This is a genomic window from Muricoccus harenae (genome assembly GCF_009848505.1).
Classification (GTDB): domain Bacteria; phylum Pseudomonadota; class Alphaproteobacteria; order Acetobacterales; family Acetobacteraceae; genus Roseomonas; species Roseomonas harenae.
Map to the genome: position 1 here is coordinate 1 of NZ_WWDL01000016.1, position 24,994 is coordinate 24,994.

Consider the following 24,994-nt stretch of genomic DNA (forward strand, 5'->3'; position numbering starts at 1 on the left):
GGAAAGCTACGACGACATCGTCGATGCATGCTGCCACGCCTGGTCCGCCCTGATGAGCACGCCAAAGCAGATCGCCTCTATCACGCGTCGCTCCTGGGCACAGGTCAAACTCTGAGGCGGTTGGTATAAGCTGCGATCCCGCGGGACCGAGGCTTGCCTGAATCTCGGCCTTGCTCTGGTTCATGGCAGTCCGAATGCGATGCCGGAAGGGAATGGCCGTTCTGGCCGGGCCGGAGTCAGGCGTCGGCAGGCCGGGCGATTCCTCCGGTAACTTGAACGCGGAAGGGCAGGCCGCTGCAAGACCGCAGCGGCCCGGCCCGCAGGCGGGAAGGGCGTGCCCTCACACCCGCCCGTGGCAGTGCTTGTACTTCTTGCCCGAGCCGCAGGGGCAGGGGGCGTTGCGCGGGGTCCGATCCCAGGTGGAGGGATCGTTCGGATCCACCCCTTCCGCCACGCGTGCCGTCGCCAGAGGGGCGGCCGAGCCGTAGTCGCTCACGGTGTCGTAGCCGAGCAGCGGGTCACCTGTCTCCGGCCCGGGATGCCGGGCATCGGTGAAGGAGACCGGCTCCGGGCTCGGCAGCGGCTGGTCCGGCGTCAGGCTCACCTGCATGAGCCAGCGCGTCGTCTCCTCGCGCATCTCGCCGAGCATGGCGTTGAACAGCGCGAAGGCTTCGGACTTGTACTCGTTCAGCGGGTCGCGCTGGCCATAGGCGCGCAACCCGATGCCCTGGCGCAGATGGTCGAGCGAGAGGAGATGGTCCTTCCACACCTTGTCGAAGACCATCAGCAGGATGGACTTCTCCACCTCCCGCATGCGCTCCACGCCGATATTGGCGACACGGGCGGCATAGGAGGTGTCGGCGGCCTCGTGCAGGCGCTCGCGGATCTGGGTCTCGTCGATGCCTTCCTCGCGGCTCCACTCCACGATCGGCAGGTCGAGGCCGAGAAGCTCGAGCACGCGGGACTGCAGCCCTTCCACATCCCATTGCTCGGGATAGGCGTTCTCGGGAATGGCGGCGGCGACCATGTCGTCAATCACCTCGCGCCGCATCTCCGCGACGGTCTCCTGAACGTCCTGCGCCTGCATGAAGGACTTGCGCTGGGCATAGACCTCCTTGCGCTGGTCGTTCATCACGTCGTCGTATTTCAGCAGGTTCTTGCGCGTGTCGAAGTTACGCGCCTCGACCTTCTTCTGCGCCTTCTCCAGGGCCTTGTTGATCCAGGGGTGGATGATCGCCTCCCCCTCCTTCAGGCCCAGCTTCTCCAGCATCCCGCCCATGCGGTCGCTGCCGAAGATGCGCATCAGGTCGTCTTCCAGGCTCAGGAAGAAGCGGGACGCGCCCGGATCGCCCTGGCGGCCCGAGCGGCCGCGCAGCTGGTTGTCGATGCGGCGGCTCTCATGCCGCTCCGTGCCGATGACGAAGAGGCCACCGGCCGCCTTCACCTTGGCCGCGCTCTCCTCCACCTCACGCCGGATCTCGGCCAGGCGTGCCTCGAATTCCGGCCCAGCAGGCTCGCCGGGGAAGGTGGCGCGGGCCAGCATCTCGGCATTGCCGCCGAGTTTGATGTCGGTGCCGCGGCCGGCCATGTTGGTCGCGATGGTCACCGCGCCCGGCCGGCCGGCCTGGGAGATGATGGCCGCTTCCTGCTCGTGGTAGCGGGCGTTCAGCACCTGGTGCGGCACGCCCTTCTTCTGCAGCAGGGAGGAGATCAGCTCCGACTTCTCGATGCTGGTGGTGCCCACCAGGCAGGGCTGGCCGCGTTCCCGCGCTTCCTGCACCAGATTTGCCACCGCCTCGTACTTCTCCGCAGCGGAGCGGTAGACCTCGTCATCGGAATCGATGCGCGTGACCGGGAGGTTGGTCGGGATCTCCACCACCTCGAGCTTGTAGATCTCGGCGAACTCGTCGGCCTCGGTCGCGGCCGTGCCGGTCATGCCGGACAGCTTCGGGTAGAGGCGGAAGTAGTTCTGGAAGGTAATCGAGGCCAGCGTCTGGTTCTCGGGCTGGACCGTCACGCCTTCCTTGGCCTCAAGCGCCTGGTGCAGTCCGTCCGAGTAGCGCCGGCCCTCCATCATGCGGCCGGTGAACTCGTCGATGATCACCACCTTGTCGTCGCGCACGATGTAGTCGACGTCACGCGTGAACAGGGTGTGGGCCCGCAGGGACTGGTTCACGTGATGGACCAGGGTGACGTTGTGGAAGTCGTAGAGATCGCCTTCCTCCAGCAGCCCCACCTCGGTGAGCACCGCCGAGACCGCTTCGTTCCCCGCCTCGGTCAGCGAGACGGTCTTGTTCTTCTCGTCCTTGTCATAGTTCGCCGCATCCTTCGCGATGTCGACGACCACGGCATTGACGCGGTTGTAGAGGTCGGAGGTGTCGTCGGTCGGGCCGGAGATGATGAGGGGCGTGCGCGCCTCGTCCACCAGGATGCTGTCCACCTCGTCCACGATCGCATAGGCGAAGGGGCGCTGGACCATCTCGTCCAGCCGGTACTTCATGTTGTCGCGCAGGTAGTCGAAGCCGAACTCGTTGTTCGTGCCGTAGGTGATGTCGCAGGCATAGGCCTCGCGGCGCTGGGTGTCGGTCTTGCCGTAGACGATGGTGTCCACCGTCAGGCCCAGCCAGTTGTAGAGGCGGCCCATCTCCTCGGCGTCGCGGCTGGCCAGGTAGTCGTTCACCGTCACCACATGCACGCCCTGGCCGGTCAGGCCGTTCAGGTACACGGGCAGGGTGGCGACCAGGGTCTTGCCCTCGCCGGTCTTCATCTCGGCGATGCGGCCGTCATGCAGCACCATGCCGCCGATCAGCTGCACGTCGAAGTGGCGCATGCCGAGGACGCGCTTGGAGGCCTCCCGGCACACCGCGAAGGCCTCGGGCAGCAGGCTGTCCAGCGTCTCGCCCTTGGCGAGGCGTTCGCGGAACTCCGGCGTCTTGGCCTTGAGTGCCTCGTCGGAGAGGGCGGCAACGCTGGGTTCCAGCGCGTTGATGGCCGGCACCCTCGCCCGGTACGCCTTCAGGGCGCGGTCGTTCGAGGTGCCGAGGATGGCGCGGGCGAGGCGGGCGAACATCGGGTCGGGTGGTCTCCGGGGCATCGCCGGGTGGGCATTGCCTGCGGCCGCCACCAAGGGACCGCGGCGCGGCCAGCAGGAAGGGGGCCGGACAGGGCCCAGCGTGCAGGGGGAGAGATAGGCAAGGGGGGGCGGCGGGTCAACGAAAGCCGGTGCTGCCCGCCGGCCCGCCCCCGCGATGGCCGCCATGCGGTCGGCTTTGTGATGGCCCTGGCAGTGCCAGGAGCGGTGCCCGCCTTGTGAGGGAGCCACCGCTCGGCCATCTTGCGACCCCTTCCGCCGAGGCTTCCCCCAAGATGCGCCGCCTTCTGCTCTCCACCGCTTCCGTTCCGGCCCTGCTGCTCTCGGCCGGCCTCGCCTTCGCTCAGGCTCCGGCGCGCCCCCCCGCCGCCCCGTCCCCTGCAAGCCCGGCCCCTGCAAGCCCGTCCCCTGCAAGCCCGGCGCCTGCGAGCCCAGCCCCGGCTGCCCCTGCCCAGGCCGCGAATCCCCAGCCGGCAGACCCGGTGGTGGCGCGGGTGGATGGCCAGGAGATTCGCCTGTCGGACGTGCGGGAGGCCGCCGGCCAGCTGCCCGACGAGTTGAAGAACGCCCCGCCGGCCATGCTCTACCCGCTGATCGTCGACCAGCTGGTGGCCCAGAAGGCCCTGGTCGCCAAGGCCCGCGCCGAGGGGCTGGAGCGTGACCCGGAGGTGCAGCGCCGCATCGCTCGCGCCACCGACCAGGAGCTGCAGCAGGCGCTGCTCCGCCGTGAGGTAGCCCCGGCCCTGACCGAGCAGGCCCTGCGCCAGCGCTATGAGAGTGGCGCCTCCACCCGTCAGGGCGAGGAGGAGATCCACGCCCGCCACATCCTGGTGCCCACCGAGACCGCGGCCCGCGAGGCGCTGGAGGAGGTCCGCAAGCCCGGCGCTGACTTCGCCGAGGTGGCCAAGCGCCGCTCCACCGGCCCCGGCGCCCAACAGGGCGGCGATCTCGGCTTCTTCAAGAAGTCCGACATGATCCCCGAATTCGCTGAGGCCGCCTTCGCCCTTCAGCCGGGCCAGATCATCGCGGAACCGGTGCAGACCCCCTTCGGCTGGCATGTCATCAAGGTGGAAGCCCGCCGCACCGCACCCCCCGCCAGCTTCGAGGACAGCCAGGAGGCGCTGCGCCAGGCCGCCTTCGAGGAGAGCGTGAATGCCGCCGTGGAGCGCATCCGCGGCGCGGCGACGGTGGAGCGCTTCAACATGGATGGTTCGCCGCAGCGCAGTCCCAGCCTGATGGACGGCGCCTCCCCGCCCGCGGCCGCGCCGGCCCCGGCGCAGCGGCGCTGAGGGAGGCAGCCATGGCCAAGGACATCCCCGTCTCCCCGCTCAAGGTCGAGCTTCCGCCGCTGCCGCCGCTGAAGGGCGTGCGCCTCGGGGTGGCGGCGGCCGGGCTGCGCTACCAGGGGCGGCCGGACGTGATGATGATGGAATTCGCCCCCGGTACGACCGTCGCGGGCGTCTTCACCAGCAACAAATGCCCGGGCGCCCCGGTGGACTGGTGCCGCGCCGCCCTGAAGGGCGAGGCGGCGCGGGCCCTGGTGGTGAACGCCGGCAATGCGAATGTCTTCACCGGCCGCGCCGGGGTGGAGACGGTGGAGGCCACTGCCGCCGCGGCCGCGGCCCTGGTGGGCTCCAAGCCCTCCGAGGTGTTCCTGGCCAGCACGGGCGTGATCGGCCAGGTGATGCCGCATGACAAGCTGACGGCGGCACTGCCGGCGCTGCATGCCAGCCTGAAGGAGAATGGCTGGGCCGATGCCGCGCGCGGCATCATGACCACCGACACCTTCCCCAAGGCCTGCGCCCGCACTGCCACCATCCACGGTACGAAGGTGATCATCGCCGGTATCGCGAAGGGCAGCGGCATGGTCGCGCCCGATATGGCGACCATGCTGTGCTTCGTGGCGACGGATGCCGCCATTCCTGCCGCCGCGCTGCAGTCCGCGCTGCGCAAGGGTGTGGAGGCCAGCTTCAACCGTACCACTGTCGACAGTGACACCTCCACCAGCGACACCGTCCTGCTCTTCGCCACCGGCCAGGCGCAGCATGATCGCGTCTCCCCCCTCTCGGCCTCGGCCCTGGGAGATTTCCAGACCCAGCTGAACGCGCTGCTGCTCGACCTCGCGCTGCAGGTGGTGCGGGACGGGGAGGGAGCGCAGAAGCTCATCAAGGTGGAGGTGAAGGGCGCCGTCTCCGACAGCTCGGCCAAGCGCATCGGCATGGCCATCGCCAACTCGCCGCTGGTGAAGACGGCCATCGCCGGCGAGGACGCCAACTGGGGCCGCATCGTCATGGCGGTGGGCAAGGCGGGCGAGCCGGCCGACCGGGACCGTCTCTCGGTTGCCGTGGGCGGCACCTGGATGGCGAAGGATGGCGGCGTGGTCGATGGCTATGACGAGGCGCCGGTCGTCGAGCACATGAAGGGCCGCGAGATCGACATCGCGGTTGATCTCGGCCTCGGCAAGGGTGAGTCCACGGTTTGGACCTGCGACCTGACCCATGGCTACATCGATATCAACGGCTCCTACAGGTCCTGACCAGCGGCCCTGCGCGGTGAGGGCTGGCTGATGCCCCCCCCCCCGGCCCGGCTTGGCCGGCGGGGCACACGCCATAGGGGCATGGACGGTAGATGGCTCTCGTGTGAGTAGGCATGGGCGGCCGCCACCCCTAGAATGGATCTTCCCATTTGCCGGAAGGTCAGGTCCCCAGGACGTGTCCTCGTGAGTGCTTCCCGTGGGAATCGCCCCGCCGTCGAACCAGGGCAGTCCGGCCTGCGCAGGCTGCTCCGGCATCACCTGGCGCGGGCAGGCCGCTCCCTGCGGGGGCTCACGAGCGACGAGCCCTCCATCCGCACCAGGCTGGTCGTGCTGGTGCTTTCGGTGGTCAGCCCAGCGGTCCTGGTCCTGGCCCTCACCACGCTCCAGGCATGGCACAGCGGGCGCGGTGCCACGGAGCGCGCCCTGCTCGCTCGCGCCCAGGCGGTGGCGGCCGCAGTCGCGAGGGAGATCGACCTCGCGCGCGTCACGCTGCAGGTGCTCGCGACCTCACCCTTCCTTGCCAGCGGCGATTTCGGGGGCTTCCACCGCCAGATCGCCACCCTTCCCCCTCCGGCGAGCGCCCGCATCCTGCTGACGGATGCCAGTGGACAGACCCTGGTCAACTCCCGCCTGCCCTATGGCACGGTACTGCCGCCCCGGGCCAATTTCGAAAGGGTCGCCCGGGTCTTCCAGACCGGCGAGGCGCAGGTATCGGACTTGTACACGGGGCGCGCCACGCGCGAACCGCTCGTGGCGATCGACGTGCCTGCCCGGGACGCGGCGGGGCGGATCACCCATGCCCTGTCGATGATCCTCGGGGCGCAGGTGGTCAGCGGGGTGCTTCAAAAGCAGAACCTTCCATCCAGCTGGACCGCAACGGTGCTGGACCGTCAGGGCGTGCTGGTCGGCTGGTCGCGCGCCGCCGAGCGCTTCGTCGGCCGGGAGGCCACGCCCGCATCGCTGGCGGCGATCGCCGCCGGCACGAATCCGTTCTCCAGTGTCACGCAGGAAGGAGCGGATGTTCGCGGCGCCGATGCCGCCATCTTCGAAACCGGCTGGACGGCGGTCGTCGTCGTGACCCAAGCCGAGCTGGATGCGCCATTGCGCACCTCGGTGCTGATGGTCGCGCTCGGAAGCAGCCTCCTGCTCCTGCTCGGCCTGATCTCGGCGACATGGCATGCTAACCGCATCGGCCACTCGGTCCTTGCTCTGGCCGAGGGTGCCGCCGCGCTCGGACACAGCGCCATGCCGCGGCCCGCGCCGCGGGGCGTGCGGGAGGCGACCCGCGCGAGCGTCGCCCTGCGCCGCGCCGCCCGGAGCCTTGCGCGGCGTGGGCACGAACGCGACATCGCCGAGCGCCGGCGCAGCCTGGTGGTGGCCGAGCTGAACCACCGTGTGAAGAACATGCTGGCGACGGTGCAGGCCATCGCCGCCCAAACGCTGCGTGCGACGGGTGGCGACCCCGCCCGCTTCATCGAGGCGCTCACCGCGAGGCTCAAGGCCCTGGCCAGGGCGCATGACCTGCTGACGAGCAATGCCTGGGAGGACATGGAGCTCAGCACGGTGGTGAAGGCCGCGCTTGCGCCCTGGCTTGCCCCCACGCAGGACGGGAAGCCGCCCGCCGTCTCGGTCCGCTGCACCTGCGGATTCGCGCTGAACCTCCGGCCGCTCCAGGCGCAGGCCCTCGTCCTGGCCTTGCACGAGCTCGCCACGAATGCGGCCAAGTACGGCGCGCTCTCACGGCCCGGCGGTCAGGTGGAGGTCTGGTGCGGCCCGGGGGAGGACGGAATGGCCGGTCTCCGCTGGATTGAGTCCGGCGGGCCGCGGATCGAGGCGTCGCCGGAACGGCGCGGCTTCGGAACGCGGCTGCTGGAACGGGGGCTGGCGCGCGACCTGGGGAGTGGCGCCAGCGTCGAACTGCGCTTCGAGCCCGGGGGGCTGCACGCCTTCGTGCGCTTCCCTCCGGGAGCCGCCGCGCGCAGGACGCTCGAGCAGGTCTGACAAATCGCCCTGGGCAGTCTGCACGCTGGCACGCAGGAAATCCCCGCGCCTCAGCGCCTGGGAAAGCAGTTCGTCAGGCTGGCATAGGGTCGCGGCCGTCGGAGGCGGTGTCGAATGACAGGATGAGGGGAGGCGCGGTCCCTCAGCCCCTCAGCCAGCGCCGCAGCCGCGCCGGGGCCTCCGCCATATCGGCCTCAGGCCCGCAATAGCTGAAGCGCACGAAACGGGCACCGCGATCCGGATCAAAATCGACGCCCGGCGTCGCGGCAATTCCGGCCTCCGCCAGCATGCGCGCGCAGAATTCCGGGCTGTCATTCGTCAGATACCCGACATCGGCCCAGATGTAGAAGGCGCCATCCGCTGCGGCGATGCGCTCGAAGCCCGCCTCGGGCAGCCCGGCCAGCAGCAGGTCGCGGGAGCGGCGATAGGTGGCGCGATTCGCCTCCAGCTCCTCGGTGCAGTCGAGCGCGGCCTCGGCGGCCACCTGCGCGACATGCGGCGCGGAGATGAACATGTTCTGCGCCAGCCGCTCCACCGGTCGGACCAGTTCCTCCGGCAGCACGAGCCAGCCGACGCGCCAGCCGGTCATCGAGAAATACTTGGAGAAGCTGTTCACCACGATGGCGCTCGGCGAATGCGCCGCCGCCGTCGCCTCTACCGTGCCGTAGGACAGCCCGTGATAGATCTCGTCCGAGATCAGCCGCACGCCGTTCCCGTGACACCAGCGCGCGATGGCGGCCAGCTCCTCCGGCGCCAGCATGGTGCCGGCGGGGTTGCAGGGGCTGGCGACGATCAGCCCGGCCGGGCGCGGGTCCAGCGCCTCGAGCATCGCGACGGTCGGCTGAAAGCGCGTTGAGGCATCGCAGGGAAGCAGCTGCGGCACCATGCCGAGCGCCGTCAGGATATTCGCATAGGGCGGGTAGTAGGGTGCGGCCATCGCCACCCTATCCCCGGCATCGAAGGCCGCCAGGAAGGCGAGGGGGAAGGCGCCGGAAGCGCCCACGGTCACCGCGATCCGCTCCGCCGGCACCACCGCGCCGTAATGCTCCGCGTAACGCTGCGCGATCCGCTCACGCAAGGATCGCAGTCCGAAGGCTTCAGTATAGCCCATGGGATGGCCGTCCCGCAAGGCGCGGATGGCTGCCTCGGCGGCGCCGCGCGGGGCGCCGGTGCCGGGCTGCCCCACCTCCATCCGCAGGATGCCCGGCTGGCCGGGCGGAATGGCCGCGGCGCGCGCATTGGCGGCCGCGATCACGTCCATCACGAGAAAGGCGGGGGCGTTCGCGCCCCGCCCCACCTTCAGCCCCGGCAAGTCAGTCGTTCCCGGTGGCCAGCCCGAAGCCGCGCGGATCCGCCACGGCCCGGCAGCCCGAGGCGGAGACGCCGCCCGGGCAGGAAACGGCCACGCCGCGCCCCGGTTCCGGCGCGCCGCTCTGCACCGCCTGCTCCAGCGGCGTGCGGCGCAGCAGGTTCCAGGCCGCCGGGCCACCCGCCGCCGTCGGGGCCGCGCCCTGGCCCGAGCCGGCGCCCGCATAGCGCATGGTCTTCACGCTGGTGTTCGCCACCAGGATCGCAGCGAGCGGGGGCGGCTGCACGCTGCCCAGACCTGGGGCCGCGGCGAGCAGGAAGCCCATGCCCGGCACCATGCGCCCGGTGCCGAAAAGGTTGTTCAGGGTGAAGGCGCAGGCCACCGCCCCACCGTCACGGTCCTGCACCGCCACCGTGGTGCTGGCGCCGAAGGTCCCGGGGAGCACCGGCACGGCCTGGCCGGAGGAGGCCGCACGGAAGGCGGCGAGCGTCGCCCCACCATCGACCGAGGCCGGGAACACCGAAAGCACGTCCGTGCCCAGGCGCTCCTGCACCGGCGGCACGGCCTGCGGCACGGCGGCGCGCATCTCGGCGACGGTCAGGAAACCGCCGGCGGCGGCGCTGCCTTCCTCCACCCGGCGGGCCAGGCCGCCCTGGTGGAAATCGCCCACGCCGGCGGTGCGGATCTGGCCGAGGGTGGTGGCCAGCTCCTGCTGCACCAGCCGGGTGCCCTCGACGGGCGGGTTGCCGTTGGGCGCGAAGACGGCGCGGGAGACGGGATCGGCCAGGAGGGGGCCGGAGACCGCCGCCAGATCAGCGGCGAAGGCACGGGAGACCTCGGTGCCGAAGCGGGCGATCTGCTCGGCCGGGGCCATGGCGGATTCGAAGGGCAGGCGGCCCTGGCGGGCGTGCAGGGCAAAGAGGCCACGGGCCATCATCGGAACCGCCGCCGGGCGGTCCGCCCCGCGCGGCACCGCTTCCCGGGCGCCCGGCTGGAAGAGGAAGGCCTCCACCTCGTTGCGGCGCGGATCATAGCCGAGGCAGGCGCCGCCGCCGCCGAGCCCGGCGCGGGAGGGAAGGGTGACTGACAGGGTGAAGCCCGCCGCCACCGCCGCATCCGCCGCCGAGCCGCCGGCCGAAAGGATGTCCCGCGCCACCTGGGCCGCGCGCGGCTCCTCAGCGGCCACATTGCCCAGGAAGCCGCGGACATAACCGGTCTGCCCCGGCTGGACCGAACTGCCGCCGCCCAGGAGGTTGCCCACCCGGTCCACGGTGGAGCAGCCGGCGAGCATCGCCATCGAAATCGCCATCATGGCCATCCCGGCTGGTCTCCGGGGGGCTTGCCGGAATAGGGTGCCGCCCATGCGGAAGCCGCTCGCGCTCGCCATCTGGTCCCGAACCATCCCTGCCGCCGTGCTCGTCATCGCCGCGTTCCTGGCACCGGCTACGGCACAGGCGCAAGAGGGCCGGGGCCCGATCGCCATCATCCGGGACGCGGAAACGGAAACCCTGGTCCGTTCGATGCTCGATCCGCTGCTCGCCACGGCGGGGGTGGACCGACGGCTGGTGGAGCTGACCCTGGTGAACAACCGGGCCATCAACGCCTTCGTCGCCCAGGGCAACCGGCTCTACATCCATACCGGCTTGATCCAGAAGGCGGATTCGGCCTCCGAGCTGGCCGGCGTCCTGGCCCATGAGGTCGGCCATATCGCCGGCGGCCACTTGGCGCGACTGCCGGAGGAGATGCGGCTGGCCATGCTCCGCTCCGTCGCGGCTATGCTGCTGGGGGCCGGGGCCGGGGTGGCGGCGCGCTCCTCCGATGCCGCCATGGGCATCATGATGGGCGGGCAGAGCAGCGCCATGGGCCAGTTCTACGCCTTCTCCCGCACCCAGGAGCAGGCGGCGGACGAGGCGGGGATGGTGTTCCTGCAGCGCCTCGGCTGGTCGGGGGAGGGGCTGGAGCGGCTGCTGCGCCGCCTGCTGGACCAGGAGCTTCTGGCCGTGGGCCGGCAGGATCCGTATTTCCGCACCCATCCGCTGTCGCGGGACCGGCTCGACTTCGTGCGGGAGCAGCGGGCGCGCGGCCGCGCCATGGGGGGCGACCTGCCGGCCTCCCTGGAGACGCGCTTCGCCATGGTGCGGGCCAAGCTGAACGGCTTCATCGACGCGCCGGCCGCCAGCTGGCGCCGCTACCTGAACGATGAAAGCGCCCCCGCCCGCTATGCCCGGGCCGTCGCCCAGTACCGCTCCGGCCGAACCGATGCAGCGCTGGATATCCTGGAGCCGGTGATCCGCGAGCAGCCGGCCAATCCCTACCTGCTGGAATTCAAGGGCCAGATCCTCTTCGACGGTAGCCGCCCGCGCGAGGCGATCGCGCCGCTGGCCGCCGCCGTCCGCCTCGCGCCGAACGAGCCGCTGATCCGCCTCGCCTATGGCCGCGCGCTGCTGGATGGTGGGGACACCCCCGAATCCCTGCGCCTGGCCGTCTCCGAGCTGCAGGCGGCGGCGCGGCAGGATCGGGACAACGGCTTCATCTGGGCGCAGCTGGCCGCCGCCCATGCCCGGCGGAACGACCTGCCCAATGCCGAGCTGGCCCTGGCCGAGCAGGCGATGGCCGAGGGCGACACCGCCGAGGCCCGCTTCCGCGCCGCCCGTGCCGAGCGCGGCCTGCCTCCTGGCCCGGCCCGGCAACGGGCCTCGGACCTGCGGAATGCCGTGCACCGTGATAACCTGACCCGCGACGAGCGCCAGGCCGAAGACGAGCTTCGGCGAAGGAACAGAAATCGATGAAGCGAATTCTCCTAGCCGGGATGGCCCTGGTGCTGGGCTGCGGCATGGCGCTGGCCCAGGGGACCGCCCCATCGGGCTTCACGCCGGAGCAGCGCCAGGAGATCATCTCCATCCTGCGGGAGGCGATGAAGGCCGACCCCTCCATCCTGCGGGATGCCATCACGGCCATGCAGGAGGGCCAGCGCACGGAGCAGGAGAAGGCCCGCCGAGAGGCGCTGGCCGCGAACCATGACGCGCTGTTCAACGACGCGCGCGACCCCATCAAGGGCAACCCGCGCGGTAACGTGACCATCGTCGAATTCTTCGATGCCCGCTGCAGCTATTGCAAGGCGCTCCACCCGACCATGCAGACCTTGCTGCAGCAGGACGGCAATATCCGCGTGGTGATGAAGGACCTGCCGATCCTCGGCCCGAACAGCGTGGCGGCCAGCCGCGCGCTGTTGGCTGCGCAGAAGCAGGGCAAGTACGAGCCGCTCTATGATGCCCTGATGCGGCTGCGCACGGAGCCGACCGAGCAGGTGTTGCAGGCGGAGGCGCAGCGTGTCGGCATGGACTGGGCCCGGCTGCGGCGCGACATGGCCGATCCGGCGCTGGAGGCGCGGCTGCAGGCGAATATCAACCTTGCCCAGCGCCTCCAGATCGAGGGAACCCCCGCCCTGGTGATCGGCGACACATTGGTGCCCGGCGCCGTGGAACTGCCCCAGCTACAGCAGCTGATCGCCGAGGCGCGCCGCCGTGGCTGACGAACCCAGCCAGGGCCCGGCCCACGCGGAGGAGGAGGGGCGCGGCATTGCCACCGACTTCTCTCGCCAGATGTCCTATGGCGGCTATCTCGGCCTGGACACGCTGCTCTCAGCGCAGAACCCGCGCTCGGACAAGCATGACGAGCTGCTCTTCATCATCATCCATCAGGTGCAGGAACTATGGATGAAGCTGATGATCCGGGAAGTGGAGGTGGCGACGGGCTGCGTCCGTGCGGATCAGCTGCAGCCCGCCTTCAAGGGCCTCGCCCGCGTCTCCCGCATCCAGCGCCAGTTGGTGGAGGCCTGGGACGTGCTCTCCACCATGACACCGGCCGATTATCTTTCCTTCCGCGACGTGCTCGGCCAGTCCTCCGGCTTCCAGTCCTGGCAGTACCGGCTGATGGAAATTCTGCTGGGCGCGCGGGACGAGTTCATGCTGAAGCCGCATGCCCATGACGCGGCCCTGACGGCGCGGCTGCGCACAGCCTTCGATTCCCCCTCCCTCTACCAGGAGGCGCTGCGCCTCCTGGCGCGGCACGGCATTCCCGTGCCGGAGGCCGTGCTCAACCGCGATCCCGCCATGCCGCATGTTGAGGACGAGGGCGTGGTCGATGCCTGGGCGCAGGTCTATCGCCGGAGCAACGACTATTTCGACCTCTACGAGCTGGCCGAGGAGCTCGTGGACCTCGAGGACGCCTTCCAGCAATGGCGCTTCCGCCACGTCACCACCGTGGAGCGCATCATCGGCATGCGGAAGGGCACGGGGGGCTCGGCCGGCGTTGCCTATCTGCGCCGCGCGCTGGAGCGACGCTTCTTCCCGGAACTCTGGACGGTACGCGGCCGCTTGTAGCGGCGCGGTAGGCAAGCCGCGATTCGGCGGGCGATGATACGGGCATGAAGGTCCTCGTCCTCGGCGCCGGCGTGACCGGCCTGGCCGCCGCCTATCTCCTCGCCCGCGACGGCCATGCGGTAACGGTGCTGGAGCGCCGCTCCGGCGTCGCGCTGGAGAGCAGCCACGCCAATGGCGGGCAGCTTTCCTATTCCTATGTCGCGCCGCTGGCAGGGCCAGGCGTGATCAACAAGCTGCCGGGCTGGCTGCTGGACCGGGACAGCCCGGTGCGCTTCCGCCCACGGCTGGATCCGGCACAATGGGCCTGGGGGGCGCGCTTCCTTGCGGCCTGCAACGCGAAGACGGCGGACCAGACCACGCGCCGCCTCCTGCTGCTCTCCTTCCTCTCGCGCGACCTCACGCGTGCGGTGATCGCAGAGCAGAATATCGACTGCGCCTTTACCCGTTCCGGCAAGCTCGTCGCCCATTCCGATCCAGCCGGTTTCGACGCGGCGCGCCGCCTGGTGGATTACCAACGGAGCCTGGGAAGCGAGCAGGAAGCGCTGTCGCGCGAGGAATGCCTCGCGGCTGAACCCTCTCTCGCCGGCATCGCGCATCGCCTCGTCGGCGGCATCCTCACGCGCGGCGAGGATGCGGCGGAATGCCGCCTGTTTTGCGCCGGGCTGGAAGCCGCGATGTGCGGCGGCAATCTCGGCGTGGATCTCCGCTTCGGCGCCGAGGTGCGGCAGATCCTCGCTGTCGGCGGCCGGGTTATCGGTGTGCTGACCGACCAGGGTGTGGTGGAGGCGGATGCGACCGTCCTGGCCATGGGCGCGGGCAGCGCGCGGCTGCTGTCACCGCTCGGTCTGCGCCCGCCGGTCTATCCGCTGAAGGGCTATAGCCTGACGCTGCCGATTGCGGCCGATTCCGCGGCGCCGCGGATCAGCGTGACGGATTTCGCAAAGAAGGTCGTCTATGCCCGGCTCGGCCAGAACCTGCGCGTCGCGGGCATGGCGGACCTGGTCGGCTACGACACGCGCTTCGATCTCTCGCGGCTGGATCTTCTGGTGCGCCAGGCGCGCGAGGCCTTCCCGGAGGCCGCCGACTGGCGGACCCTGCGCCCCTGGGCCGGGCTACGCCCCGCCACTCCCACCGCCATGCCGATCCTCGGCCCCGCGCCCGGCCTGCCGAACCTGCATCTGAACATCGGACAGGGCGCGCTGGGCTTCACCCTGGCGATGGGTTCTGCCCGTGTCGTGGCCGATCTGCTTGCGGGGCGGGCACCGCCTATTCCGATGGACGGTTTTGCTGCCTAAGCGGGCCTTTCCGCCCCAGGAACGCCCCGGCAGGATATGCGCCACCTGAACCAGGGACAGACCAGACGATGCGATTCGCCCCGATCCTCGGCGCATTGGGCGCCGCGCTGCTTGCCTTCGGCTCGCCCGCCGGCGCCCAGACCCCGGCACCGGCGCCTGCCCCCGCCGTCTCCCGCGGCGCCACCCCGATCTTCGATGCGGTGAAGCAGCGCGACCATATCCGCTGCGGCGTCTCGCAAGGCACGCCGGGCTTCTCGGCGCCGGATAGCCAGGGCCGCTGGTCGGGCTTCGACGTGGAGTTCTGCCGCGCCGTCGCCGCCGCCGTCCTTGGTGACGCGAACAAGGTCCGCTACCAGCCCTATTCGGCGCAGCAGCGCTTCACGGCGCTGCAATCCGGCGAGATCGACATCCTCTCGCGCAACACCACCTGGACTTTCCAGCGCGACATCCAGCTCGGCCTCGAATTCACCGGCATCGCCTATTACGACGGCGCTGGCTTCCTCGCCCGCAAGCAGCCGGGCCTGGAGAATGCCAAGGGGCTGGATGGCGCCAGCGTCTGCGTGCAGACTGGCACCACTAACGAGCTGATCGTCGCGGACTTCGCCCGCTCCAACAACATCACCCTCAACCCGCTGGTGATGCAGAACCTGGAGGAGATCTTCCAGGCCCTGTTCTCCGGCCGCTGCGACGCCTTCTGCTGGGACCGCGCGGCCCTGGCCGGCACCCGGCTGCGCGCGCCGAATCCCGACGAATTCGTGCTGCTGCCCGAGGTACTGAGCAAGGAGCCCTATTCCCCGGTGGTGGCGCAGGGCGACATGCGCTGGATGGAAATCGTCCGCTGGGTGCTCTTCGCGATGATCGAGGCGGAGGAACAGGGCATCACCAGCGCCAATGTGCAGGAGCGCCTGAACAGCACGGATCCGAACACCCGCCGCCTGCTGGGCGTGACCGGTGATTTTGGCGCCATGCTCGGGCTGAACAACCGCTGGGCCTATGAGGCGATCCGTCAGGTCGGGAATTATGGCGAGATGTTCGAGCGCACGCTCACGCCGATGGGGATCGACCGCGGCGTGAACCGGCTTTGGAGCAAGGGCGGGCTGATCTACGCGCCGGCCATGCGGTGAGGTGAAAAGGGAAGGCCGGGGAGAAGGAATTCTCCCCGGACCCCTCATCTTTTTCTTCGAGTCAGCGGAGGCGGTGGAGAAGTTCGTCCACTTCTTCCGAAGTTTGGTACGGGCCGAAGCCGAAGCGCAGACGGCGGCCACGGCGGTCGGTGATGATGCGCCGTTCCGCCAGTCGCGCCTGCCATGCCTGGGCATCGTCGAGGTCGAAGGCCAGGAAGTTGCCGCGGCGAGCTTCGCTGAGCGGGACGGCAAGACACTCAGGATCGAGCCCCGTGCCGGAAAGCCCGGCACAGAAGCGTTCCTGCAGGGCGTGGGCATGCGCGTGGATCGCCTCCGCTGTCACGCCCAACCCGTCCAGCCAGCGCATCGCGGCCTCCAGCCGGTACAGGCCGGAGGGATCGAAGGTCGCGCCCAGGAAGCGGCCGCCATCAGGCGCGTAGCCCACCTTGCCATCGCTGGCGGCGAGGGCGCCGAAGGCGGCGTACCAACCGGTGTCGCGCGGGCGCGGCAGCCAGCCGGGCGGGCAATGCAGGAAGCAGCAGCCTTCCCCCGCCATGGCGTATTTGTAGCCGCCGGCGGTGTAGAAGGCGCGATGCGCGATGCGTGACAGATCCACCGGCCGCGCCATGAAGGCGTGATAGCCGTCGATCACCAGCACCGCCTCGCCGGCCGCTTCCGCCAGTGCCTCCAGCCCCTCCAGCGCGAAGCCGGAGTGGAAGAACACCTGGCTTACCCAGATCAGGTCGAAGCCGCCGCGCGCCGCCTCCACCAGCCGTGCCAGGCATTCGGCGCCGGGCTCCGAGGCGATGCGCGTCACGGCGAGCAGGCCCTCCTCCTCCAGCCGCGCGGCCTGGCGGGCGAAGGAGTGGAATTCGCCATCCGTGGTCAGCACCCGCGCCGGGCGTCCCGCTGGCATGGTGCTGAGGATGCGCCGCACGAAGTCGTGCGTATTCGGCGCGAAGGCGAGGGTGGACGAGTCGGGTAAGCCGAGATGCCGCGCCACATGCGCCCGGCAGGCGTCCAGCACCGGGCCGAGCACGCTCTCCCATTTGTCATCCTGCAGCCGTGCCGCCTCGTCCCAGGCCCGGATCTGCGCATCGCGCGTCACATCGGGCCAGGGATGGTGGCTATGCGCGGCGAAATGCAGCCGTCCTGGCTCCGCCGAGAGGAAGCGCGAGAAATGCGCGCGCAGGTCCATGCAGTTTCCTCCGGCCGGCCTCCGGATTGCCCGTCCGGGGCCACCGTATAGAGTGGCGGAATGAGTCCGGGAATGGCGAGAATCCGTCAGCCCGCGGGCCTGCACCGCCCTGCCCCGGCATGGTCCGGGCCGGCGCCGCGCCGCGCCGCGCCGTGATCAGGGAGAGCATGAGCTTCCCCGTCCGCGTCCCCGTGCCCGATCTGCGCGAGGCAGCGCGCGGCAACACCGGGATCGATGGCGTCTGGCGCTTCGATTCGGGCCGGCCAGGGCCGCATGCCGCCATCGTCTCGCTGATCCATGGCAATGAATTCGCGGGAGCGGCGGTGCTGGCCCGCTGGCTGCGCGCGGGGCTGCGGCCGGCGCGCGGCGTGCTCACCCTTGTCTTCGCCAATCTCGACGCCTTCTCGCGCTTCGACCCATCTGATCCGACCCTCTCGCGCTATGTGGACGAGGACCTGAACCGCCTCTGGAGCCCCGCGATCCTGGATGGCCCGCGCGACAGCCTGGAACTGCGCCGTGCACGCGCGCTGCGCCCGGTGGTGGAGGCGGCGGATGTTCTCCTGGACCTGCACTCCATGCTCTGGCCCTCCGATCCGCTGATCCTGACGGCGCCTTCCCCCGCGGCGCTGGAACTGGTGCGCGCGATCGGGGCGCCACTCACCATCGTTGCGGACAGCGCTCATCCGGAAGGCCCGCGGTTGATCGACCATGCTCCTTTCAAGGTGCCGGGCACGCATCGGGTCGCGATGCTGGCCGAGGCCGGGCCACATTGGGAACCCGAGACCGAGGCGGTGGCGGAAGCCTGCGCGACCGGGCTGCTGCGTGTGCTGGGGATAATCACGACACCTGCGCCGCCGCGTGACCCACCCGTTGTTCTGCCCAACGCCGTCTGGACGGTGACGCGGGGCATCGCCGCCGCCTCCCGGCAATTCGCCTTCACCCAGCCCTTTCGCGGCGGCACGGTGATCCCGCGCGCGGGCACCCTGATCGCGCGGGACGGGGTGGCGGAAATTCGCACACCGCATGACGATTGCATGCTGGTGATGCCCTGCCCGCAGGTGATGCGCGGGCATGTGGCGGTGCGGCTGGCGCGGCGGATGGAAGGGGCGGGCGGCTGGAGCAGTCCGCAGTAGGGCCGGAAGCGTGATTCTCGCTAGGCCGCCGCTGGCTCGCCTTCCACCGGTACCTTCCCATCCGCCCGGATCAGCGCCGCGATCTCGGCCGCGGCGGCATCGAGCGCCGCCTCGTCCGTGCCCTTGGCCACCAGCGCCACGCCGTTCCCGCCTTCGCGGTAATAAGGGTAGGAGCCGATATCGAGCATCGGGAAACGCGCCTGGATGGCGGAGAGGCCCTCGGCGATCTGCCCTTCCAGCAGCCCGTTGGCGTGAAGCGCGCGGGACTTCACGGGAGTGCCGCCCTGCAATGTCGGCGCCACCACCTCGAACATGCTGCGCATGATGCGCGGCACGCCCGCCATGACATGCACGTTCTCCATGATGAAGCCCGGCGCCGAGGTTTCTGCGCAGAGGATGGGCGTGGCGCCGCGCGGCAGGGTGGCCATGCGGAGCCGTGCCGGGTTCATCTCCACCGGCGGATTCCGGCGCGCGTAGTCGGCGGCCATGATGGCGCGGGAGGGCTCATGCACCTCCCAGGGTACGCCGAAGGCGCGGGCGACGCATTCGCTGGTGATGTCGTCATGCGTCGGCCCGATGCCGCCGGTGGTGAAGACATAGGTGAACTTCGCCCGAACCTCGTTCACCGCATCGATGATCGTCTCCGGCACGTCCGGGATGACGCGGGCCTCGCGCAGCGGGATGCCCAACTCGCCCAGCCGGGTCGCAATGAACTTCAGGTTCGCATCCTGGGTTCGACCCGAAAGCACCTCATTGCCGATGATGAGCAGGGCGGCCGTCGGTTGTGTCATCTGGCGTTTCTCTTGAGCGGTGCATGAAGGGTCGCCGGTTCCGCCGCCACGTCAAGCCCGCGAACCGGGAGGCGAGGCCTCCCGGCAAGTCCATCAGAGAAAGTCGCGGAGCAACGCGACCAGGGGCTTGTCCGCCGGCGGCATGGCGTAGCCGCCCAGCTTCTCGGGCCGCACCCAGGCCAGCGCCTGGCCTTCCCGCCCCTCCACCGTGCCGTTCCAGCGGCGGCAGAGGTAGAGCGGCATCAGCAGATGCCGGCCTTCCAGCGGATGGGAGGCGAAGGCGAAGGGCGCCAGGCAGGTGGCGGAGACATCGATCCCCAGCTCCTCCCGCAGCTCCCGGATCAGCGCGACCTCCGGGGTCTCGCCGGGGGCCAGCTTGCCGCCGGGGAATTCCCAGAGACCTGCCATGGGCTTGCCCTCGGGCCGGCGGGCCAGCAGCACGCGGTTGTCGGAATCGATCAGCGCGCAGGCCGCGACCAGCAGCAGGTTTGGCCCCGGCGCCGCGACGGGCGATGTGGCGGCGGGCGCCTCGGGAACCTCCGCCTCGATGGGGCCGGACAGCTCGGCACGCCCGGCGCGGAAGCGGCGCACCGGCAGGCGGGCGTTGCGGGCGGTGAAGTCCTGCTCGGCCCAACCATCCTCAAGGAAGCCGATCCGCGCCAGCACGGCGGCGGAGCGCTTGTTCTCCTCCAGCACCGAGGCATGGATCACGTCGAGGTCGAGATTGGCCAGCGCCCAGCGCGCCAGCCGCCCGGCAGCCTCGGGCCCGATCCCCTGGCCCCAGTGACGGCGGCCCACCCAATAGCCCAGCTCCGCATGGCGCGGCGTATCGGGCGCAGTGGTGAGGCCGACGCAGCCGACCAGCGCGTCATCCCGAGTGATCGCGAGGTGCCAGGCGGTGCCGGCCTCGATCTGCGCACGGGTGGAGGCGATCCACTCATCCGCCAACTCGCGCGGATAGGGGAAGGGGACGCGCGCCAGCATGCGCGCCACCTCCCAGTCATTCACCAGCCGGTGTAGCTGGACCGCATCCGCCCCCTGCAGGGCGCGGAGGGTCAGCCCCCCCGCGCGCAGCGGCGTGAAGATCGCATCCGTCACGTCAAGATCCACGGCGGCCTCCGGACAGGAGGCGCCGGGTCAACGGCGCCACCAGCCCTTCTTGGCCGGGGCCGCGGGCGCGTCCTCGGTCCCCAGCAGGACAGGCTGCACCACCGCACCCACCACCGGCTCCGCCTTCGCGGGATCGGAGGCCGGCTCGGGGGCGGCTTCGGCGATTGGGGCAGATGCAACCGGTGCTGGCTCGGGTTCCGTCGAAGCAGGCTGCGGCGCCGGCGAGGCCTCCGGCTCGGCGGGGGCGGCCACTTCTTCGGCCGGAGCCTCGGCGGACGTCACGCCCAGCGGCTGGGTCTCCGCCATCTGGGTCTCCGCCGTCTGGGTCTCCGCCGGCTGGACCTCGGCAGGCTGGACCTCGGCAGGCGCCGAGGCGATGGGGATCTCGCGCACGGTGCGCGGGGCAGTGACCTGCGCCTCCTCGACCGCGTCCATCGCATCCAGCAGATCGTCATACTGGCCGGCGAAAGGATCGGCCGGGGTGGGGCCGGCATAGCGCGACGCGGCGGCCGGAGCCTCCCCGCCCTCGGCGCGCGGGGCCTCGTCCTCACGGCGGCGACGGCCACCGCGGCGGCCACGGCGGCGGCTGCCGGCGGCCTCGCCCTCGGCACGCTCCGCCGGGCTCTCGCCTTCGGCGGCAGTGGCGGGGGCTTCGGCGTCAGCCTCGGCTTCGGACTCCTCCGTAACTTCCTCGCCCTGGGCTGCGTCGGCTGCCTCCGGCGAAGCGCCTTCCTCGCGCCGGCCGCCACGGCGGCGGCGGCGGCGGCGGCGGCCTCGCTCCTCACCGTTCCCTTCCGGGCTGCCCTCGGCATTGGCGGAAACCTCCTCCTCCGCCTCTCCGGCGATGGTGGACTCCTCTTCCTCGTCGCTGCCGGATTCCTCGTCGCCGCCGGACAGGAACACCGGCTCTGGCGCGTAATCCATCCGCAGCGCCGGGGCGCCGAGGCTGGGGGCGGGCTGGGTCTGCGGGCGGATGCGGTCGATGCGGTTCTGCGCCGCGCTCAGCGTCGCGTCGGGCTCGAAGATCACGCACATGTCGTGGCGCGCCTCGACGGCGGCCAAGCGCTCGCGCTTGCGGTTGAGGATGTGCATTGCGACGGCGGGGGAGCAGTGCACGACGATCTCGGCGGCGCGGCGCTTGGCGCCCTCCTCCTCGATGGCCCGCAGCACATGCAGCGCCGAGCTCTCCTCGGAACGGACGATGCCCAGGCCCTGGCAGTGTGCGCAGGTGACGAAGGAATGCTCGGTCAGCGACGGGCGCAGCCGCTGGCGGGACATCTCCATCAGGCCGAAATGGCTGATGCGGCCGACCTGGATGCGCGCGCGGTCATGGCGCAGCGCTTCCTTGAGGCGCCGCTCGACCATCGCGTCGTTGCGACTGCTCTCCATGTCGATGAAGTCAATGACGATCAGCCCGGCCAGGTCGCGCAGGCGAAGCTGGCGCGCGATCTCGTCGGCGGCTTCGAGGTTGGTGCGGAGCGCCGTGTCCTCAATGTGCCGGTCGCGCGTGGCGCGGCCTGAGTTCACGTCGATGGAGACCAGCGCCTCGGTCTGGTTGATGACGATGTAGCCGCCGGAGCGGAGTTGCACGGTCGGCGACATCATCGCGTCGAGCTGCTGCTCCACGCCCGCACGGGCGAAGAGTGGCATGGACGGGTCGCGATAGAGCTTAATCTTCCGCTCGTTCTGCGGCATCAGCATCCGCGTGAAGTCGCGGGCCTGACGGAAGGCCTCCTCGCCCTCGATCTGGATCTCCTCGATATCGCGGGCAAAGTTGTCGCGGATCGAGCGCTTGAGGAGGTCCGCCTCCTCGTAGACCAGCGCCGGGGCGGTGGACTTCAGCGTGCGGGTGCGGATGTCGTCCCACAGGCGCAGCAGGTACTCGCAGTCGCGCCGGATCTCGGGCTTCGGGCGCTGGGCGCCGGCGGTCCGGACGATGATGCTCATGCCACGCGGCAGGCCCACCTCGTCGATCACCTCGCGCAGGCGCTTGCGGTCACCGGCCGAGGTGATCTTGCGGGAGACGCCGCCGCCCTTGGGCGAGTTCGGCATCAGCACGGAGAAGCGGCCGGGCAGCGAGATATAGGTGGTCAGGGCGGCGCCCTTGTTGCCGCGCTCCTCCTTGACGACCTGGACCAGGATGATCTGGCGGCGGCGCATCACCTCCTGGATCTTGTAGTGGCGGAGGAACTTGGAGGGGATGCGGCGCTCGCGGCGCTCCTCATCGGCGCCCTCGTCCCCGTTGCGGTCCTCGCCGCCAATCGTCTCGGGCGGGGCGACGGGCTCGGAGACGGTCTCCACATCGCCATTCTCGCGGTCGTTCCGGGAGCGAGGGCCGGCAACAGGGTCGCCATCGCTCACGCGGTCCACATGCATGGACATGGGCTGGGCCCGGGTCTGCGCCGGGGTCGGGGGCGCGCCATCCTCGCCGCCACCGGTCTCGCCGGGGGAAACATCGGGGGCGGCAACATCGGGGGCCGGGGCTTCAGGGGCCGGGGCTTCAGGGGCCGGGGCTTCAGGGGCCGGCGCATCGAAAGCGGGGGTAGGCGGCGTCTCGCCGGCCGGGAACGCGGCGGGCGCGCCGGATTCGTCCAGGCTCTCGCCCGGAGCCGTGCCGGGCACATCTTCCGTGGCTTCGCCGCGGGCGGGCTCATCGCCGACCGAGGCGCGGGCCTCCTCGCGGCCGATCAGGTCCGCGTCGTCCTCCGGCGCCAGGCGCTCGGCGGCGGTCTCGATCTCGTCCTCGGGGTCCTCCTCGTCATCTTCCTGGGCCTGCATCTCCAGCAGGCGCTGACGGTCGGCGACGGGGATCTGGTAGTAGTCGGGGTGGATCTCGCCGAAGGCGAGGAAGCCGTGGCGGTTGCCGCCATATTCGACGAAGGCGGCCTGCAGGCTGGGTTCCACCCGGACGATCTTGGCCAGGTAGATGTTGCCCTTCAGCGGGCGCCGGTTCTGGGTCTCGAGGTCGAAATCCTCAAGACGGTTGCCGTCCAGCACCACCACCCGCGTCTCTTCGGGGTGGGATGCATCGATCAGCATGCGCTTGGTCATGGAAAGCGGGACTCCGCGCCGCGCGGGGCACTGGGCGGCCGGCGGCGGTGAGGGTTGGTGGGCCGGGAGCGCGGCGCGGGGCGGGGCAATGCATCGCCGTCATCCGTACCTTTCTCCCGTGAAGGGCATCTGGATGCCCTGGGGCTGAGCCCCGATGGTTTCGGCGTGCCGTGCGCAGACCCCTAGGCGCAGCGCCCGATAGGCGCGCGCGGCAGGCCGGCGACTGGCGCGTTACGGTCCGTTCCGGTCCCCGGGGGTACGATTCCCTGGAGACGGTCCTGGCCCTGTCGCGCCGCGTGGCGCGCGCCGGGGAAGGCTGCTACCCCTGCCGTCCCTTGGGTATCGGGCCGGCGCGCCCGGCCGGATATCGGCGTGGCGGCGGCCCCTTCCGGGACGATGCGGGTCGGGTGTCCAATCTGGCTGGACCGGCGGCCGATCTGATTCGGCCGCGCCCGGGAACCCTCCACCGGCGGCGTGCCGCCGGGGCGATGCACCATACGCAGGGGGTGGCCCAGGGGCAAGGCATTGGAGTGGCGTGCTGTGTGCCCGAGGCCACACCCGCCACCGAAGCGATCCGGATAGCCCGGAAACAGGCCTGTTTCCCTCCGTCACGCTTCAACCGCTTTCGGGATGCTATGATGTGGGACAAGGGGATGCCTGACGACCTTGAGGGGGGACGTGAGGGGAATGCGATCGACTTCAACGCCGAGCCTGCCGCGCCGGGCCTTCCTGGCCGCGGCCATGGCCATGCTGGCGGCGCCGCAGCCAGCCGCCGCCGAAGCCCGCCTGAGTGCTGTGGGGAATGGTGTGCGGCTGGTGCTGCCGGGCGCAGCCGGGCGCCAGTGGCGCCTGAATGCCGTGGCGCGTCCGGCCCGGCTGGTGCTGCGCCTGCCGCGTCATGATTGGGAAGGGCCGACGCTGCTGCGCGGCACCGGCCCGGTCGTGAGCTTGCGCTGGGACACGCGCGTCAGCCAGCTGGTGATCGACCTCGCCGGTCCGGTGGCCGAGCCCTCCGTGGCGCGGGAGGGGGGCGCGCTCGTGCTTTCCATCCGGCCCGGCCCTGCCGCCGCCTTCGCTCGGATGGCCGGCCCGAACCGCCCTATCGCCCAGGGCCAGGCCGCGCCGCGCCCGGTGGTGGTGCTGGACCCCGGCCATGGCGGGAAGGATCCTGGCGCCATCGGCGCCACCGGCACGCAGGAGAAGCGGATCGTCCTGGCCGCTGCCCAGCAGATGAAGCGGCGCCTGGAGGCAGGCGGGCGCTGCCGGGTGGTGATGACCCGCACCCGCGATGTCTTCGTCGCGCTGGAGCGGCGGGTGGATTTCGCACGCCGCAACAAGGGCGCGCTTTTCGTCTCGATCCATGCGGATTCGGCGCCCGGCGCGCGAGGGGCCAGCGTCTACACCCTGTCGGAGACGGCGTCCGACGCTCTTTCGGCGGCCCTGGCCCGGCGGGAGAACGCGGCGGATGCCAGGGGCGGGCTCAACCTGCCGCCCGTTTCCCCCGATGTGCAGCGCATCCTTCTCAGCCTCGTGCGGCAGGAGACCCGGCAGGGTTCCGTCAGGCTGGCGAACATGACGGTCGGCGCCCTGCGGCCCCGCGTTCCGCTCTTGCCCAATACGCACCGCCAGGCGGCCTTCGCCGTGCTCAAGGCGCCCGATATCCCCTCGATGTTGGTGGAGATCGGCTTTCTCTCCAGCCGGCAGGACGAGGCGCAGCTGAAGCGGCCGGAGCACCGGGCCGTGGTCGCGGCCGCCTTGGCCGGGGCGGTGGAGGATTACCTGGAACGGCCGGGCCTGGGAGTGACCTCCATCGGATGATGGCGCCCGGGCCACAGCACGGAACGGGTGTGTTGCGCCGCGAAACGCCTGCGAAACCAGGGATCCTGGGGCGGGGTTACGGTCCCGCCCCCGGCGCGGAAGTGGAGTGCCGGTCCGGCGCGGGCCATCCGCCGCGCTTCCGTGCTATGGAACCG

17 protein-coding genes are annotated in these 24,994 nt (G+C 70.6%); 10 read left to right on the top strand and 7 right to left on the bottom strand.

All coding sequences use genetic code 11. The annotated features are described in order from the left end of the window. Positions 1-340: 340 nt before the first annotated feature. Entirely contained in the window at positions 341-3,070 is a 2,730-nt protein-coding gene (gene secA, locus GSE44_RS12780; RefSeq protein ID WP_159349222.1) for a preprotein translocase subunit SecA, read from the bottom strand. Between the two features lie 296 nt (positions 3,071-3,366). Here secA and GSE44_RS12785 point away from each other — a divergent pair, with 296 nt between their 5' ends. The 3 genes from GSE44_RS12785 (at position 3,367) to GSE44_RS12795 (ending at position 7,628) form a co-directional block, all read left to right on the top strand. Beyond that, entirely contained in the window at positions 3,367-4,380 is a 1,014-nt protein-coding gene (locus GSE44_RS12785) for a peptidylprolyl isomerase (RefSeq protein WP_159349223.1), read from the top strand. Positions 4,381-4,391: 11 nt separating this feature from the next. Next, on the top strand, positions 4,392-5,627 hold the full coding sequence (argJ, locus tag GSE44_RS12790; protein ID WP_159349224.1) for a bifunctional glutamate N-acetyltransferase/amino-acid acetyltransferase ArgJ: 1,236 nt from the start codon (positions 4,392-4,394) through the stop codon (positions 5,625-5,627). Between the two features lie 183 nt (positions 5,628-5,810). Beyond that, complete coding sequence (locus tag GSE44_RS12795; RefSeq protein ID WP_159349225.1) at positions 5,811-7,628, top strand: sensor histidine kinase; 1,818 nt, start codon at positions 5,811-5,813, stop codon at positions 7,626-7,628. A 142-nt stretch (positions 7,629-7,770) separates the two neighbouring features. Here the strand turns inward: GSE44_RS12795 and GSE44_RS12800 are convergent, their stop codons facing one another. Both GSE44_RS12800 and GSE44_RS12805 read right to left on the bottom strand, forming a co-directional pair. Continuing rightward, entirely contained in the window at positions 7,771-8,889 is a 1,119-nt protein-coding gene (locus GSE44_RS12800; protein ID WP_159349304.1) for a pyridoxal phosphate-dependent aminotransferase, read from the bottom strand. Between the two features lie 52 nt (positions 8,890-8,941). After that, positions 8,942-10,246 carry a gamma-glutamyltransferase gene (locus GSE44_RS12805; RefSeq protein ID WP_159349226.1) on the bottom strand — a complete coding sequence of 435 codons (1,305 nt, stop codon included), beginning with the start codon at positions 10,244-10,246 and terminating at the stop codon, positions 8,942-8,944. 52 nt (positions 10,247-10,298) lie between these two features. On the opposite strand from GSE44_RS12805, the gene GSE44_RS12810 reads away from it, so the two are divergent. The 5 genes from GSE44_RS12810 to GSE44_RS12830 all read left to right on the top strand — a co-directional run bounded on the left by GSE44_RS12810 (position 10,299) and on the right by GSE44_RS12830 (position 15,738). Continuing rightward, the gene (locus tag GSE44_RS12810) at positions 10,299-11,726 is read left to right on the top strand and encodes a M48 family metalloprotease (RefSeq protein WP_159349227.1); all 1,428 of its coding nucleotides are present in this window, start codon (positions 10,299-10,301) and stop codon (positions 11,724-11,726) included. Beyond that, a complete protein-coding gene (locus GSE44_RS12815) occupies positions 11,723-12,469 on the top strand; it encodes a DsbA family protein (RefSeq protein ID WP_159349228.1) in 747 nt (248 codons plus the stop codon). The genes GSE44_RS12810 and GSE44_RS12815 overlap by 4 nt, the downstream gene beginning before the upstream one ends. Next, positions 12,462-13,319 carry a tryptophan 2,3-dioxygenase gene (gene kynA, locus GSE44_RS12820; RefSeq protein ID WP_235924776.1) on the top strand — a complete coding sequence of 286 codons (858 nt, stop codon included), beginning with the start codon at positions 12,462-12,464 and terminating at the stop codon, positions 13,317-13,319. Before GSE44_RS12815 ends, kynA begins: the two co-directional genes overlap by 8 nt. A 44-nt stretch (positions 13,320-13,363) precedes the next feature. Further along, the gene (locus tag GSE44_RS12825) at positions 13,364-14,614 is read left to right on the top strand and encodes a D-amino acid dehydrogenase (RefSeq protein WP_159349229.1); all 1,251 of its coding nucleotides are present in this window, start codon (positions 13,364-13,366) and stop codon (positions 14,612-14,614) included. A 68-nt stretch (positions 14,615-14,682) separates the two neighbouring features. Continuing rightward, complete coding sequence (locus GSE44_RS12830) at positions 14,683-15,738, top strand: amino acid ABC transporter substrate-binding protein (RefSeq protein ID WP_159349230.1); 1,056 nt, start codon at positions 14,683-14,685, stop codon at positions 15,736-15,738. A gap of 61 nt (positions 15,739-15,799) precedes the next feature. Here the strand turns inward: GSE44_RS12830 and GSE44_RS12835 are convergent, their stop codons facing one another. Then, positions 15,800-16,936, bottom strand: a complete 1,137-nt coding sequence (locus GSE44_RS12835; RefSeq protein ID WP_159349231.1) for an aminotransferase class V-fold PLP-dependent enzyme — start codon at positions 16,934-16,936, stop codon at positions 15,800-15,802. A gap of 167 nt (positions 16,937-17,103) precedes the next feature. On the opposite strand from GSE44_RS12835, the gene GSE44_RS12840 reads away from it, so the two are divergent. After that, positions 17,104-18,069 (top strand): M14 family metallopeptidase, encoded by a 966-nt coding sequence (locus tag GSE44_RS12840; RefSeq protein ID WP_235924778.1) that lies wholly within the window; start codon positions 17,104-17,106, stop codon positions 18,067-18,069. A 20-nt stretch (positions 18,070-18,089) separates the two neighbouring features. On the opposite strand, the gene GSE44_RS12845 is transcribed toward GSE44_RS12840, so the two are convergent. The 3 genes from GSE44_RS12845 to GSE44_RS12855 form a co-directional block, all read right to left on the bottom strand. After that, positions 18,090-18,860 (bottom strand): competence/damage-inducible protein A, encoded by a 771-nt coding sequence (locus GSE44_RS12845; RefSeq protein WP_159349233.1) that lies wholly within the window; start codon positions 18,858-18,860, stop codon positions 18,090-18,092. Positions 18,861-18,953: 93 nt separating this feature from the next. Then, positions 18,954-19,970, bottom strand: coding sequence for a bifunctional GNAT family N-acetyltransferase/(deoxy)nucleoside triphosphate pyrophosphohydrolase (locus tag GSE44_RS12850; RefSeq protein ID WP_159349234.1), 1,017 nt, complete (start codon positions 19,968-19,970; stop codon positions 18,954-18,956). A 27-nt stretch (positions 19,971-19,997) separates the two neighbouring features. Then, complete coding sequence (locus GSE44_RS12855) at positions 19,998-23,021, bottom strand: Rne/Rng family ribonuclease (RefSeq protein ID WP_159349235.1); 3,024 nt, start codon at positions 23,019-23,021, stop codon at positions 19,998-20,000. Positions 23,022-23,708: 687 nt separating this feature from the next. Between GSE44_RS12855 and GSE44_RS12860 the strand changes: the two genes are divergently transcribed. Continuing rightward, positions 23,709-24,839: an N-acetylmuramoyl-L-alanine amidase family protein gene (locus tag GSE44_RS12860; protein ID WP_159349236.1), complete on the top strand. Its 1,131-nt coding sequence runs from the start codon at positions 23,709-23,711 to the stop codon at positions 24,837-24,839. Positions 24,840-24,994 lie beyond the last annotated feature (155 nt).

Excerpts from the sequence above, each read along its gene's own strand:
- secA (WP_159349222.1), bottom strand. The coding sequence starts at position 3,070 with ATGTTCGCCCGCCTCGCCCGCGCCATCCTCGGCACCTCGAACGACCGC.
- GSE44_RS12785 (WP_159349223.1), top strand. The coding sequence starts at position 3,367 with ATGCGCCGCCTTCTGCTCTCCACCGCTTCCGTTCCGGCCCTGCTGCTC.
- argJ (WP_159349224.1), top strand. The coding sequence starts at position 4,392 with ATGGCCAAGGACATCCCCGTCTCCCCGCTCAAGGTCGAGCTTCCGCCG.
- GSE44_RS12800 (WP_159349304.1), bottom strand. The coding sequence starts at position 8,889 with ATGGACGTGATCGCGGCCGCCAATGCGCGCGCCGCGGCCATTCCGCCC.
- GSE44_RS12805 (WP_159349226.1), bottom strand. The coding sequence starts at position 10,246 with ATGGCGATTTCGATGGCGATGCTCGCCGGCTGCTCCACCGTGGACCGG.
- GSE44_RS12810 (WP_159349227.1), top strand. The coding sequence starts at position 10,299 with ATGCGGAAGCCGCTCGCGCTCGCCATCTGGTCCCGAACCATCCCTGCC.
- GSE44_RS12815 (WP_159349228.1), top strand. The coding sequence starts at position 11,723 with ATGAAGCGAATTCTCCTAGCCGGGATGGCCCTGGTGCTGGGCTGCGGC.
- GSE44_RS12825 (WP_159349229.1), top strand. The coding sequence starts at position 13,364 with ATGAAGGTCCTCGTCCTCGGCGCCGGCGTGACCGGCCTGGCCGCCGCC.
- GSE44_RS12830 (WP_159349230.1), top strand. The coding sequence starts at position 14,683 with ATGCGATTCGCCCCGATCCTCGGCGCATTGGGCGCCGCGCTGCTTGCC.
- GSE44_RS12835 (WP_159349231.1), bottom strand. The coding sequence starts at position 16,936 with ATGGACCTGCGCGCGCATTTCTCGCGCTTCCTCTCGGCGGAGCCAGGA.
- GSE44_RS12840 (WP_235924778.1), top strand. The coding sequence starts at position 17,104 with ATGAGCTTCCCCGTCCGCGTCCCCGTGCCCGATCTGCGCGAGGCAGCG.
- GSE44_RS12845 (WP_159349233.1), bottom strand. The coding sequence starts at position 18,860 with ATGACACAACCGACGGCCGCCCTGCTCATCATCGGCAATGAGGTGCTT.
- GSE44_RS12855 (WP_159349235.1), bottom strand. The coding sequence starts at position 23,021 with ATGACCAAGCGCATGCTGATCGATGCATCCCACCCCGAAGAGACGCGG.
- GSE44_RS12860 (WP_159349236.1), top strand. The coding sequence starts at position 23,709 with ATGCGATCGACTTCAACGCCGAGCCTGCCGCGCCGGGCCTTCCTGGCC.